The organism is Rugamonas fusca, assembly GCF_014042365.1.
Lineage (GTDB): Bacteria > Pseudomonadota > Gammaproteobacteria > Burkholderiales > Burkholderiaceae_D > Rugamonas > Rugamonas fusca.
Window position 1 is genome coordinate 35,818 of sequence record NZ_JACEZS010000029.1, and the last position, 14,364, is coordinate 50,181.

The window sequence follows — 14,364 nt, forward strand, 5'->3', positions numbered from 1 at the left end:
TCGGCCCCGCCACGCTCAACCCTTGGCGGCCGGCGCCACGCGCAGTTCCACGGCATGGCTGCGGCCATCGTCGATCAGGGCCACGGTGTAGCCGGCGAGGGCCTGCCCATCGACGGTCAGGCCCGGCGCACGCTCCGGCCCCAGCCCGTCCACGGCCGGCGTCACCCGTATCGTGTAGGGCGTGGCGCCGAAACGGTAAGTGACCGTGTAGCCATCCCAGCCGGCCGGCAGCAAGGGCGCCAGCGCCAGCGCGGGGCCACTGCGCGTGAGCCCCAGCAGCGATTCGAGCAGCAGCCGGTACATCCAGCCGGCCGATCCCGTGTACCAGGTCCAGCCGCCGCGCCCCACATGCGGCGGCACGGCGTACACGTCGGCCGCCACCACGTACGGTTCCACCTTGTAGCGCTGGCAGGCGGCCGGCGTGGCGCCGTGGCGCACCGGGTTGATCATGCGCGCCAGCTCCCAGGCGCGCGCGCCATCGCCCAGGCGCGCGAACGCCATCGCGGTCCAGATGGCCGCGTGCGTGTACTGGCCGCCGTTCTCGCGCACGCCGGGCACGTAGCCACGGATGTAGCCGGGGTTGGGACCGGCCTGGTCGAACGGCGGATCGAGCAGCTGGACCAGGCCCGCCTCGCGCCGCACCAGGCGCTGGTCGACCTGCTCCATGGCGCCGCGGGCCCGCACCGGGTCGGCCACGCCGGACAGCACGGCCCAGCTTTGCGACAGCGAATCGATCTGGCATTCCACGCCGCTCGCCGAGCCCAACGGGGTGCCATCGTCGAAATACGCGCGCCGGTACCATGCCCCATCCCACGCCTGCTGCTCGACGCTGGCGGCCAGCTGGCGCGTCTCGTGGCGGCAGGCGGCGGCGAACTCGGTGTCGCCGCGGCGCTCGGCCAGTTCGGCGAAGCGCTGCTGCACCTCGCACAGGAAGAACGCCAGCCACACGGACTCGCCGCGGCCCTGCTCGCCCACCTTGTCCATGCCATCGTTCCAGTCGCACGAGCCGATCAGCGGCAAGCCGTGCACGCCGTAGCGCTGGCCGTGGCGGATGGCGCGCACGCAGTGCTCGTACAAGGTGGCGCCGTAGGGCGCGACCACGGGCAGGTCGTAGTACGCATCCTCCTCCGGCTTGACGGCCCGCCCTTCCAGGAACGGCGCCTGCTCGTCGAGCACGCCCACGTCGCCCGTGACGGCCACGTAGTGGGCCGCGGCCAGCGGCAGCCACAGGTAGTCGTCCGAGCAATGGGTGCGCACGCCGCGCCCGGTGGGCGGATGCCACCAGTGCTGCACATCGCCTTCGATGAACTGGCGACCCGCGCACAGCAGCAGTTGTTCGCGCAGCAGCTGGGGCGCCGTGTGGACGGCCGCCATCGCGTCCTGCAGCTGGTCGCGGTAGCCGAACGCGCCGCCGGACTGGTAGTAGCCGCTGCGCGCCCACAGCCGGCAGGCGATGGTCTGGTACATCAGCCAGCCGTTGACCAGCACGTCGAGCGCCGGCTCGGGCGTGGCCACCTGCACCGCGCCCAGCGTGCGCTGCCAGTGCGCGCGCACGGCCGCCAGCGCCTCGCGCGCGGCCTCCACGCCGCGGTGCTGTTGCACCAGCACGCTCACGTCGGCGGTGCGGCGCCCGCCCACGCCCAGCACGAACACGATCTCGCGCCGCTGGCCCGGCAGCAGCTCGAACGGCACCTGGATCGCGCCGCAGGGATCGAGCGCCGGCCCGACCCGGCCCGACAAACGGGCCCGGCGCAGCGCGGCCGGCGCCGCCAGGCTGCCGTTGCGGCCGACAAATTCCGTGCGGTCGCCCGTCACGCTGCGCCCGGTGCCGCCGTCGGCGTTGAAGAACGCCACCCGGCCCGGGAATTCCGTGTTGTAGGCGTTGCGCGCGAACAGCGCGCCGCTGGCGCCATCGAGTTCGGTCACCACGTGCATGGCTGTCTTGGGGCGCAGGTCGCCCAGCACCCATTCCACGTAGCCAGTGGCCGACAGGCGGCGCGCCACGGCGCCGTCGTTGCGCACCTCCAGCACCGTGTAGCGGATCGCCGCGTCGAGCGCGACGAAGGTGGTGAGCGTGGTGGCGATGCTGCCCTCCACGTGCTCGAACACGCTGTAGCCGAAACCGTGGCGGGTCAGGTAGGGGCCGGTGCCGGGCGCGGGCAAGGCCATGGGCGACCAGAACTGGCCGCTCTGTTCGTCGCGCACGTACCAGGCCTCGCCGCTGGCGTCCGTGACGGGATCGTTGTGCCACGGCGTAAGCCGGTATTCGTGGGCGTTCTCGTGCCAGGTGTAGGCCTGCCCGCTTTCCGAGATCACGCTGCCGAACTGGGGATTGGCCAGCACGTTGCACCACGGCGCCGGCGTGCTCTGGCCGGGCGCGCTGACGATCACGTACTCGCGCCCGTCCTCGGTGAAGCCGCCACTGCCATTAAACAGCAGCAGCGGCGGCGTGGCCGGCGCGGTGGCGGCGACGGTGTCGGCGCCACCGCGCTGGTCGGCCACCAGCGCCGGCACCCGCAGCGGCGGCGGCACGGCGCGCTTGACCTGCTCGGCCAGCGTGCCGCGGCTGTCACTGATGATCACGCGCGCCACCGATTGCAGCAGCACCCGGTCCTCGGGCGCGATCTGGTCGGCCAGCCGCACGAAGATGCCGCCCGGACGGTCGATGGCCTGGGCGTCGCTGCCCGAGGCGATCAAGCCCATGATCTGGTCGTGCAGCGCCTGGCGGTAGCCGCCCTGGTCCTCGTACCAGATCACCAGGTCCACCTCCAGCCCTTTCAGGCGCCAGTAGGCGTGCGCCTGCACCAGCTGGCGCGCCAGCTCGATGTTGGCCGGGTCGCGGATCTGCAGCAGCACGATGGGCAAATCGCCCGAGATGGCGTAGGCCCACAGCCCGGACTGGCCGCGCCCGTTGCGCAGCAGGATGGCCGGCTCGGCCCGCAGCGCGCCGTGCGGATAGAGCACGCTGCCGGCCAGGCGCGCGTACAGCTGGGCGTCGGCCTCGCTGGCGTTGAGCTGGCGCAGCACCACCTGGCTGTGGGTCCAGGCCAGCTCGAACACCCGCTCGGCCAGGTGGCGGTCCTGGTATTTGTCCACCAGGTGCAGGGCCGCCTCGCGGGTGTCGGCCATGCCCGTGACGAGGTCGATGGTGGCGCTCTGGTCGGGCGCCAGCGTGATGCGGTGGCGGATCGCCACCACCGGATCGAGCACCGAGCCATGGCCGCCGGCCAGCGGCCCGGCCACCCGCAGCGCCTGCGGCGCCTGGGTGCCGCGGCCACGGCCGAGGAAGGCGGCGCGGTCGGTCTCGTAGGACACCTCGAGCACGGTGGCGTCATGCACGGTCATCAGGTGCAGCAGCGACGGCGGGTGCTCGTCCTTGCCGCGCGGCCGGCGCGTGCACAGGATGGCATGGCGCGGGCCCAGGATTTCCGTCTGCACGAACAGCTTGGTGAACGCGGGATGGGCCGCCTCGGCCGCCGCCGGCGCCATCACCACTTCCGCGTAGCTGGTCAGCTCGATGGTGCGTTCGCGGTCGCTCTGGTTGGTCAGCCGGTGGCGCCGCAATTCGATGTCGTCCTCGGGCGAGACGACGATTTCCGTGTACAGCTCCAGCCCGTGGTCGCTGCGGCGGAACTCGGCCCGCCCTTCCGAGAAGATCACCTCGTACTTGCGCGGCTCGGCCAGCGTGGGCTGCCAGGCGCCCGACCAGGTCAGGCCGCTGTCAACGTCGTGCAGGTAGAGGAAGCTGCCCCAGTGGTCGCGCGTGCCATCCTCGCGCCAGCCGGTCACGGCCAGGTCCTTCCAGCGGCTGTAGCCGCCGCCGGCGTTGCTGACCATGACGTGGTAGCGCCCGTTCGACAGCAGCTGCACTTCGGGCAGCGGCGTGGCCTGGTTCAGCATCCGCATCGGCATGGCCTGCTCGGCGCCGGCGGCCGGCGCGGCCAGCTGCTGCTCGATGGCCGAGTGGAACGCCCCCACCTGGGCGCTGCGTTCCTGCAGCACCAGCAAGGCCGATTGCAGCAGCGGGTCGGCCATGAAGCGGCGCTGCATGGGGCGGTCATGCAGCAGGTAGTCCAGCGCCAGCAAGCCCATGCCCTGGTGGTGCACCATGAACGAGCGGATCACGGCCGCCGCCTGGCCCCGCGGCAGCCGGGCCGGCGTGTAGTCGATCGCTTCGTAGCAGCCGTAGCGGCCCAGGTAGCCCAGCGCGGCCATCTTCTGCAGGTTGGCGCAGGCCGCCTCGGGCCGCACCATCAGGCCCAGCATGGCGGCGTAGGGCGCCACCACCAGGTCGTCGCCCAGGCCCCGCTTCATGCCCAGGCCCGGCACGCCGAACGCCCGGTACTGGTAATTGAGGCTGGCGTCGACCGTGTTGTAGCCCGACTCCGAAATCCCCCACGGCACGTTGCGGCGCCGGCCGTAGTCGATCTGGGCGTCCAGCATGGCGTGGTAAGTCTGGTCCAGCAGCGTGCTGGCGTAGGTGGGCATGACCAGGAGCGGCATCAGGTATTCGAACATGGAGCCGCTCCACGACAGCAGCACCGGCTTGCCGGCCACGATGCACAGCTGGCGCCCCAGCGCGAACCAGTGCTCCTGCGGCAGCTGGCCCTGGGCGATGGCGACGAAGCTGGCCAGCCGCACTTCCGAGGCCAGCAAGTCGTAATAGCTGGCGTCGAGCCGGCGTTCGCTGAGGTTGTAGCCGATGGCCAGCAGCTTGGTGGTGGGGTTGTACAGGAAGCTGTAGTCGGGCTGGGCGCAGGCCGCGCAGCGCAGCAGCAGCGTGTCGATGGCGGCCATGCGGGCGCGCGCACGGGCACTGCCCTGCTCCAGCAGCGTGGCCAGCCGCTGCTGGCGTGCGCGCTCGTCAGGCGCCAGGTCGGACGGCGCCGCTTCCATGCCGGGCCAGGTGGCCAGCGCATGCAAGGTGGGCATGCGCGCCAGCCGGCTGTCGCACAGCGCGTCCGGGCCCAGCGCCAGCCACGGCGCGTACGCCTCCAGTTCCTCGCGCAGCGCGCGGCACTGGGCCGCCAGCGCCGCGCCCCATTCGCGCACGGCTTCGTCGCCATGGGCGGCGATGGCGTCGAGCAGCGTGTCGGCGCTGCCGCTGGCGCGCGCCAGCCAGTCGTGCAGGGCGCCCATGTCGGCCGGGTCGGGCCGGCCGGCCGGCACCAGCAAGCCATCGAGCGCGCGCAGCGCCGGCGCGCCCGTCAGCGCGGGCGCGGCCGGCTCCATCGCGGCCAGCGCTTCGTGCAGCACCCCGAGCGTGGCGGCCAGGCCATCCATGCATTGCGGTCCCAGCAGCGGCTGGTCCGCCAGCGCGGCCAGCCCGGCCCGCAGCGTGAGCAGGTGGCCGGCCAGGTTGCCGCTGTCGACGGTGGAAATGTAGATCGGGTGCAGCGGCTTCAGGCTCTGGGTGTCGTACCAGTTGTAGAAGTGGCCCTGGTAGCGCTCCAGCAATTCCATCGCGCCCAGCGCGCTGCCGGTGCGCTCCAGCAACTGGCCCGTGGTCAGGTAGCCGAAGTCCCAGGCGCTCAGGTTGGCCAGCAGCGACAAGCCCATGTTGGTGGGCGAGGTGCGGTGCGCCACCACGGCCACCGGATGTTCCTGCATGTTGTCGGGCGGCAGCCAGTTGTCGTCCGGCCCCACGTAGCGCTCGAACCAGGCCCAGGTGCGGCGCGCCAGCTGGTGCAAAAAGCGCAGCTGGGCCACGCTCAGGCGCACGGGTGGGCGCGGCACGGGCCGGCTGATCCACCAGGCCAGCAGCGGCGCGGCCAGCCACGCGGCCAGCAGCGGCGCGGCCAGCGCCATGCCGGCCGGATGCCACAGGGCCAGCACGGCGGCGGTGGCCACGGCCAGCAGCGAGGCGCTGCGCATGGTGCGCCAGCAGTCGGCCAGGCCGGCGCCGGCGCGCGCCAGGCCCGACGCGCGCCATTCCAGCAAACGCTGGCGCGACACCAGCAGCCGCCACAGCGCGCGGACGATGGCGTCCAGCGCGAACGCGGCCTCGTAGGGCAGCCAGGCCAGCGTCAGCAGCGCGTGCGAGAAGTGGATGTTGGCCAGGCGCAGCACGTTCCACAGGTGTTGCGGCCACAAGGTGTCGCGCGGGCGGCGCGCCGCGTGGTACAGGGCGCCCACCAGCGGCGGCAGCAAGGGCACGGCCAGCACGGCGGCGGTCCACAACCACGGGTCGGGCAGCGCGCCCCACGCCACCAGCAGCGCCAGCAGCAGCACCGGCGCCGTCAGGCTGCGGCGCAGGTTATCGAACAGCTTCCAGCGCGACAGCGCCGACAGCGGGTTGCGCTCGCGCCGCCCGTCGGCGCGCCGCACGGGGCCGGCCAGCCAGCCGCACAACTGCCAGTCGCCGCGCAGCCAGCGCTGGCGGCGGCTAACGTCGTCGGGGTAGGTGGCCGGCCACGCTTCGTACAACTGCACATCGCTGAGCAGGCCGGCCCGCAGGTAGCAGCCTTCGAGCAAGTCGTGGCTGAGGATCAGGTCGTCGGGCAGGCGACCGCCCAGCACCCGCTCGAACATGTCGACGTCGTAGATGCCCTTGCCGATGAACGAGCCTTCGCCGAACACGTCCTGGTAGACGTCGGACACGGTCCGCGTATAGGGATCGATGCCCGGCTCGCCGCCGCCGAGGCGCTCGTAGCGCGACGCCGTCTCGCCCGGCAGGCTGGCCGCCACGCGCGGCTGCAGCACGCCGTAGCCTTCCACCACGCGCCCGCGCGTGGCGTCGTAGCGCGGCTGGTTGAGCGGGTGGCGCATGGTGGCGATGCACTGGCGCGCCGTGTCGCGCGGCAGCTGGGTATCGGTGTCGAGCGTGATCACGTAGCGGATGCCCTGCACGCGCTCGCTGTCGCCTTCGATGAGCGAGAACGCGTCGCGCGCGCCGCCGCGCAGGTAGCGGTTGAGCGCATGCAGCTTGCCGCGCTTGCGCTCGTACGCCATCCACACGCCCTGGCGCGGATTCCACAGGCGCGGCCGGTGCAGCAGCAGGAACGGCGCGCCTTCATAACGCACGTTAAGCGCGCGCATGCGCTGTTGCAGGTGGGCCAGCACGGCGCCATCGTCGGGCAAGGTTTCCGCGCTGGCGTCGGGGAAGTCCGTGAGCAGGCAGAACACGAGGTTGGGATCGCGGTTGGCCAGGAACCGCACCTCCAGCTGTTCGCACAATTCGTCCACGTTGTCGCGGCTGTAGATCAGGGTGGGCACGGCCACCACCGTGCGCGCGTCGTCCGGCACGCCGGCGCGAAAGTCCATGCGCGGCAAGGGATGGGGTGCCGTCAGCACGGTGGCGCCCCAGTTCACCAGGCTTTGCGCCAGCTGGCCGCTGCCCAGCAGCGCCAGCACGCCCAGCGCCGCCAGCAGCCATGGCTGGTCCACGCCATCGCGCGCCGTGCGTTCCAGCAGCCAGGCGCAGCCGCCAGCCGTGAGCAGGCCGATGGCGCCCAGGTAGTACGCCAGTGGCGCGCGCCGCGCCAGCTGGCCGATGCGCTGCGCCAGCGGCAGCCGGACCCCGGCCAGCCGCGCCAGCTCGGCCGAACCGGGCCCCACCAGATAGTAGCCCACGTGGCGGTGGCGCGCCTCGGCGTCGCCGGCCGCGTCCTGGGCCAGCCGCACGGCCCGCTCGGCCACCTGCTCCTCGGTGGCCGGCGCGTGACGGGCCAGCATCTCGACCACGTGGCGGTACTGGTCACGGGTGGCGAAGTCCATGCCCGTGTAGATGCCGGCCGGATCCTGCCGCAACGCGCGCTCGACGGCGCTGCTGTTCTCGACGAATTCCTGCCAGTCCATGGTGCCCAGGAAGCGCAGGCTGCCGATGCTGTTGGCGATCGACACCTGCTCGCCGGCCTGCAGCTGGATCTCGGCCTGGATCAGCTGTTCGATGGTCTGGCCCGTCTCGGCCAGCCGGTGCGACAGCCAGGTCAGCGCCAGCGTCAATGCCGGGCTCTGGCCTTGCAGCCGGCGCGCCAGCTCGGCCACGAAGGCGCTCGTGATGGGCGGATTGGAGCGGGCCATGTCGGCCACCAGCAGGATCAGGCCGCTGGGGTTCTGGTCGGCCACTTCCACCATGCGGTCGGCCCACTGGGTGGCCTGGTCGCGCTGCCCGCGGTTGTCGGCCACGCGCGCGGCCACCCGGCGCAGGTTCTCGATCAGGGCCAGGCGCAGCATGATGGGGATGGCCCACAGTTCGCCCAGCTGCAGCGTGGCCACCTCCTGGTAGGCGTCGACGAAGCGGCACAGGCTTTCCGGATCGACGCGGCCGTCGCCGTGGGCGATGATCTCGAGCGCGATGCGGTACACGCGCGGCACGCCGTTGCCTTTGCCGGCGCCGCCTTTCAGCCGCGGCAGTTGCCGGCTGTAGTGCTTGGGCAGGTGGCGGCGCGCTGTGCGGATCTGGTCTTCGATCAGGTAGTAATTGTCGAGCAGCCATTCCGAAGCGGGCGTCACCTGGCGGCCGGCCTGGATGGCTTCCGTCAGGCCATCGCAGGTGGCGGCGATGACGGCGGCGTTATCGGCCAGCCGCGCCAGCAGGCGGTCGCGGCCGCCGCCGGGGCTGGGCTCGTGCTGGGCCGCCAGCGCGCGGCCATGGGCGGCCATCTGCGCCGCGCTGAACAGTTCAGCCCGCAGGGGCATTTCCTCCTCCTCGTCGGCGCGCAGGGCGCCGGACGTGGCGGCGTGAAAGCCCAGCATCAAGCTGGGCAGCAGAGTGGTGTGCTTTTTCATCGGACCCCGCTAGCTGAACTAACGAACGAACACGACGCCGCTCCCCTGCCGGGGCACGGCGCGTGCGATGAAAAATTATCTGCCGTTCAAGCGTACAAGGGCGCACGGCTGACGCAAATTGTGCAGTTCGGCACGGCGCTATGGCGATGGGGCGCTACGGATGGCGCACGGGCGCGCGGGCCGGCGCGTCCGACGGAGCAGGCGATCAAGCGATCAGGCCGCTGGCGCGGGCGAGGCCAACGCCAGGCCGCCGTCCAGGCTCCAGGCCAACGGGTGGCCAAGCCGGCGCAGGTATTGCGCGGCCTGCATGCTACGGTTGCCGCTGCGGCAATAGAACACCAGCGGCACCTGCGGCTCGCGCAGCCACTGCTCCGCTGGCCCGGCCAACTGGCCGAGCGGCACGCTGAGAGCGGGCTTATCCCCCGGCACGGCGCTGATCGTGGCCGCGCATTCGTACGGTTCGCGCACGTCGATCATACGCGCGTGTGGATGAGCTTTCAAGACGGCAGCCAGCGCGGCCGGATCCAGCCGCAGCGCGCTGTCGCCGCCGGCGCCGGGGCCGGTCGCATCCGGCGCCAGCCAGCCGCTGGCGCCATCCACGGCTGGCGGCGGCAGGCCATCGCGGGCGGCCGCGATGCCGTCCGATGCCAGCAGGCCGGCGCTGCGCAAGGCCGCGCCGCAGCGGGCGATGCGCGCGCAGGCGGCGGCGATGGTCGCCGCATCCGTCAGCGGGCCGAACGACATGCGGATGGCGCCGCTGGCGCGCCAGTCCGGCACGCCCATCGCCACCAGCACGTAGCTGGGCGCGGCCGCCTTGGCCGAACAGGCGCTGCCGGAACTGACGCGCACGCCGGCCGCGTCGAACACATCCATCAACGCGCGGCTGCTGACGCCGGGGACGGAAAAATTGAGCGTGGTGGGCAGCGAGGCCGCGAAGTCATGGTTGAACACGATGCCGGGCAAGGCCGTGCGCAGGCTGTCGGCCAGGCGCACACGGAAGGCGGCCAGTTCGGCGTGGCTGCGGAAGGTGCCGCCCTGCTCCAGCGCTTCCAGCACGGCGCCCAGCGCGGCGATGCCGGCCATGTTTTCCGTGCCCGAGCGCAAGCCCGCCTCCTGGCCGCCGCCCATGATCAGCGGTGTGAATGGCGCGCCATCGCGCACGTATAGCATGCCGATGCCCTTGGGCGCGTACAGCTTGTGGCCGGAGAACGGTGCGTAGTCGATGCGGGTGCGTGCCAGGTCCAGCGGCAGCTTGCCCAGCGCCTGCACGCAATCGACCAGCCAGCAGGCGGCGCTGGCCGTTTGCGTCAGCACCGCTTCGATGCCGGCCAGGTCGGAGATGACGCCCGTTTCATTGTTGGCGGCCATGGTGCACACGAGCGCGGCCCGGGGTGCCAGCGCACGCAGCGCGGCCAGGTCGTGGCGGCCTTCGCCATCGACGGGCAAGGCATGCAGCTTGAGGTTCAGGCCCAGCAGGCGGTTCCAGTGGTCCAGGCTTTGCGGCACGGCCTTGTGTTCGGTGGCGCCGAACACGAGCAGGTCGCCGGTGGCCTCGCCGCGCGACTGGCGTTCGCGCAACGCGCACAGGGCCGACAGCACGGCCGTCTGGATGCCTTCGGTTGCGCCGCTGTTGAACATGAGCCGGCCGCTGCCCACGCCAAGCAGGCGCCTGGCGCAGGCGCGGGTGCGCTCCAGCACATCCCTGGCGCGCAGGCCGGCGCTGTGGCTGCTGCTGGGGTTGCCGAATCGCTGGGCCATGACGTCCACGGCGGCGGCAATGGCGGCCGGCAGGACGGAGGTGGTGGCGTTGCCATCGAGGTAGATTTCAGTGGGCATGGTGGCGTGCGTTGCAGTTGCTGTCATGCCATATAGCTTACGTATTCCAGGGTGAAATTATGTTCTAAAATGACTGCTGAATTGCCTTATCTTGGAATGTTTATCCTCAATATGCGAGAAAAATAGCATGGAACATCTTGATCGCTACGATTACGCTATCCTCGCGGCGCTGCAGGCCGACGGCACGCTGTCGATCGCCCAGCTCAGCGAGAAGGTTAGCCTGTCCAGCACGCCCTGCTGGAAGCGGGTGCGCCGGCTGGAAGAGGAAGGCTATATCGAAAGCCGGGTGGCCATCGTCAACCGGCGCAAGGTGGGCTTGCCGGTGACGGTGTTCGTCAGCGTGCGCACCAGCCACCACGACGAGCAATGGCTGGCGCGCTTCGCCGCCGCCGTGATCGCGCTGCCGGAAGTGCTGGAATTCCATCGCATGAGCGGCGACGTGGACTACCTGCTCAAGGTGGTAACGAGCGATATCGACGGATATGACCGCTTTTACAAGAAGTTGATCAAGGTTTCGCAGCTGACTGGCGTGTCCTCGGCATTTTCGATGGAACAGATCAAGTTCACCACGGCACTGCCGCTGGAACTGCTGTCGCACGGCTTGCCGGGCTGAGCGCATCGCCACGCATCGTGGGATAATGCCCGCCTCCCCTCTTTTCACCTGACAATATGTTTGCCTTTTTGGAACGTTGGCTGCCTGCCCCGCACACGGCAAGCCGTAGCGAGCGCTTGCGCGCGTGCGCGGGCGCGGCCGCCGGCCTGCTGCTGACCGGACTGGTTGGCCATTTCATCCTGGCCCGTGACGGCATCAGCCTGTTCTTCGTCGCACCGATGGGCGCCTCGGCCGTGCTGCTGTTCGCCTTGCCGGCCAGCCCGCTGGCCCAGCCATGGTCGGTGATCGGCGGCAATGTCGTGTCCGGCCTGGTCGGCGTGGCCTGCGTGCACTGGCTGGGCGCCAGCGTGCCGGTGGCCGCGCTGGCCGGCTGCCTGGCCATCGCCGCCATGTTCGCGCTGCGCTGCCTGCATCCACCGGGCGGCGCCGTGGCCCTGACGACCGTGATCGGCGGTCCGGCCGTGCTCGGCGCCGGTTTCCATTTCCCGCTGGTGACGGTGCTGTTCAATTGCGTGGTGCTGGTCGGCGCGGCCGTGCTGTACAACAACCTGACGGGCCGCCGCTATCCCCACACCCAGCAAACCCCGCATCCCCATCCGCACGCGACGGCCGACGCCGTGCCGACCGCGCGCCTGGGCTTTGCGCCGGAAGACCTGGACGCCGTGCTGCGCGAATACAACCAGGTGCTGGACGTGAGCCGCGACGACCTGGAGGCGCTGTTCCTGCAGACGGAGCAGCGGGCCTACGGCCGCCGCTTCGGCATCATCAGTTGCACCGACATCATGTCGAAGGATGTGATCACGGCCGAGTTCGGCACTGGGCTGGACCAGGCCTGGCGCGACATGCGCGGCCACAAGGTGGCGTCGCTGCCCGTGCTGAACCGGGCGCGGCGCGTGATCGGCATCGTGACCCAGGGCGACTTCCTCGAACATGGAGGACTGGACGACTATCGCGGCGTGCGGCAGCGCCTGCGCCAGTTCCTGCGCCCCAGCGGCTTGACCCATACGGAAAAGGCGGAAGTGGTGGGCCAGATCATGCGCAGCAAGCCCGTCACGGCGCGGCTGGATACACCCATCGTCGACCTGGTGCCGCTGATGGCCGATGTCGGCTTCCATCACATCCCTATCGTCGACGAAGAGGAGCGATTTGCCGGCATCGTGACGCAATCGGACCTGGTCGCCGCGCTCTACGAGAGCCGCTTCGCGCGCGAGGCGGCCTGATCGCCGCGCCATAAATTGTTGGGCAGGCGGGACACGATGGCGTATGCTTAGCGCCGTTTTGACCTATCCCCGACAATTCAGATCAGGAAACGAATATGACGCACCACCTCCGCTTCATGCTTGCTCCCTTGGCCGCCGCCGTGGCCCTGGCCTGCGCACCGCTGGGCCATGCCGCCGAGCACGCCGTTACCCCGGCCGTGCAAGCCACCCAGGCCGTTCCCGCCACCACGCCAGCCGCCGTGCACAAGCAACTGCTGGCCCTGGCCGACAGGTACTACCAGGCCACGGCCCGCTTCGAGCCGATCGGCGCGACGGAAAACGGCGACAACCGCTTCGATGACCAGCTGGGCCTGAGCATCGCGCCCGCCAACCGCGCCAAACAGTTCGCGCTGTACCACCAGTACCGCAAGCAACTGGCCGCCATTCCGCGCGCGCAGCTGGACCGCGGCGACCGCATCAACTACGACATTCTCGCCTTCGAGCTGCATGGCCTGCTGGCGATGGAACGATTCCCCGAGCACCTGTTGCCGATCAACCAGATGGACAGTGTGCCCGTGATGCTGGCCAACTATGCGGGCGGCGAAGCATCGCAACCGATAGGCACCGTGGCGCAGTATGACGCCTACCTGAGCCGCGTGTCGCAACTGCCGGCCTGGATCGATCAAGCCATCGCCAACATGCGCGAAGGCATGCGCAAGGGCGTGACCCAGCCCAAGGCCATCATGGTGTCGGCCCTGCCGCAGTTCCAGAAACTGGTGAGCGCCACGCCGGAAACGAACATCTACTACACGCCCATCACCAAGCTGCCCGCCACGTTCGCCGACGCCGACAAGCAGCGCCTGACGGCCGCCTACCGCAGCACGGTGGCCGACAAGGTGATGCCGGCCCTGGCCCGCCTGGCCACCTTCCTGGAGAAGGAATACATCCCGGCCTGCCGTACCACGACCGGCCTCGGCAAACTGCCGGATGGCATGGCCTGGTACCAGGCCCGTGTCGCCAACCAGACCACAACGTCGCTCAACCCCGAGCAAATCCACGCGATCGGCCTGCGTGAAGTGGCGACCATCCAGCACGAATTCGAACTGCTGGGTCCGAAACTGGGCTATACCGGCCCCGCTTCCGGCCTGCCCGTGTGGGTGGCGCAGCAGGACAAGTTCCGCCCGTTCAAGACGGAAGAGGAAGTCCAGGCCGTCTACCACAAGCTCAATGACGTGCTCGACACCAAGCTGCCGCAACTGTTCACGCTGGTGCCCAAGGCCAAGCTGGACCTGCGGCTGGAACCGGAACTGAGCCGCGCGACGGCGTCCGACCACTACACGGCGCCGGCCGGCGACGGTTCGCGTCCGGGCGTGTTCTGGTCCGTCGTCAACGATCCGACCAAGTACGGCAGCACGGGCATGACGACGCTGTTCCTGCACGAAGGCAAGCCCGGCCACCACTTCCATATCGCCCTGATGCAGGAATTGAACCTGCCAGACTTCCGCAAGTACGGCGGCAACAATGCCTACACGGAAGGCTGGGCCTTGTATGCGGAAACGCTGGGTAAGGAAATGGGCTTGTTCGACGATCCGGCCCAATACTTCGGCCACCTGAACGATGCCCTGCTGCGCGCCGTGCGCCTGGTGGTGGACACCGGCATGCACGCCAAGGGCTGGACGCGCGAACAAAGCATCCAGTACATGCACGATACACTCGGTTACGATGAAGTGGCCAAGAGCGAGACGGAACGCTACATGGCGTGGCCGGCCCAGGCGCTCGGCTACCGGATCGGCATGCTGAAGATCGTCGAACTGCGCCAGCGGGCCGCCGCCGCGTTAGGCGACAAGTTCAGCCTGCCGAAGTTCCACGAAGCCGTGCTGGGCGATGGCACCCTGCCGCTGGCCTTGCTGGAACAGAAGATCGACAACTGGATCGCGAGCCAGAAACAGGCGCAACAACAGGCGCAACACTAAGCTGCCGCGGCGC

Annotated in this window: 5 protein-coding genes; 3 read left to right on the top strand and 2 right to left on the bottom strand. The window is 70.1% G+C overall.

Annotated elements, in window-relative coordinates; genetic code table 11:
* Positions 1-15: 15 nt before the first annotated feature.
* Together H3H36_RS23560 and H3H36_RS23565 are read right to left on the bottom strand one after the other, a co-directional pair.
* Positions 16-8,730, bottom strand: a complete 8,715-nt coding sequence (locus tag H3H36_RS23560; RefSeq protein ID WP_182220503.1) for a glycoside hydrolase family 94 protein — start codon at positions 8,728-8,730, stop codon at positions 16-18.
* A 213-nt stretch (positions 8,731-8,943) separates the two neighbouring features.
* On the bottom strand, positions 8,944-10,566 hold the full coding sequence (locus tag H3H36_RS23565) for an aminotransferase class V-fold PLP-dependent enzyme (protein WP_182220519.1): 1,623 nt from the start codon (positions 10,564-10,566) through the stop codon (positions 8,944-8,946).
* 127 nt (positions 10,567-10,693) lie between these two features.
* On the opposite strand from H3H36_RS23565, the gene H3H36_RS23570 reads away from it, so the two are divergent.
* The 3 genes from H3H36_RS23570 to H3H36_RS23580 all read left to right on the top strand — a co-directional run bounded on the left by H3H36_RS23570 (position 10,694) and on the right by H3H36_RS23580 (position 14,351).
* A complete protein-coding gene (locus H3H36_RS23570) occupies positions 10,694-11,179 on the top strand; it encodes an Lrp/AsnC family transcriptional regulator (protein WP_182220504.1) in 486 nt (161 codons plus the stop codon).
* A 56-nt stretch (positions 11,180-11,235) separates the two neighbouring features.
* Positions 11,236-12,399: an HPP family protein gene (locus H3H36_RS23575; RefSeq protein WP_182220505.1), complete on the top strand. Its 1,164-nt coding sequence runs from the start codon at positions 11,236-11,238 to the stop codon at positions 12,397-12,399.
* A 95-nt stretch (positions 12,400-12,494) separates the two neighbouring features.
* Complete coding sequence (locus H3H36_RS23580) at positions 12,495-14,351, top strand: DUF885 domain-containing protein (RefSeq protein WP_182220506.1); 1,857 nt, start codon at positions 12,495-12,497, stop codon at positions 14,349-14,351.
* Positions 14,352-14,364 lie beyond the last annotated feature (13 nt).

Coding starts and splice junctions, on each gene's coding strand:
- H3H36_RS23560 (WP_182220503.1), bottom strand. CDS start 8,730: ATGAAAAAGCACACCACTCTGCTGCCCAGCTTGATGCTGGGCTTTCAC.
- H3H36_RS23565 (WP_182220519.1), bottom strand. CDS start 10,566: ATGCCCACTGAAATCTACCTCGATGGCAACGCCACCACCTCCGTCCTG.
- H3H36_RS23570 (WP_182220504.1), top strand. CDS start 10,694: ATGGAACATCTTGATCGCTACGATTACGCTATCCTCGCGGCGCTGCAG.
- H3H36_RS23575 (WP_182220505.1), top strand. CDS start 11,236: ATGTTTGCCTTTTTGGAACGTTGGCTGCCTGCCCCGCACACGGCAAGC.
- H3H36_RS23580 (WP_182220506.1), top strand. CDS start 12,495: ATGACGCACCACCTCCGCTTCATGCTTGCTCCCTTGGCCGCCGCCGTG.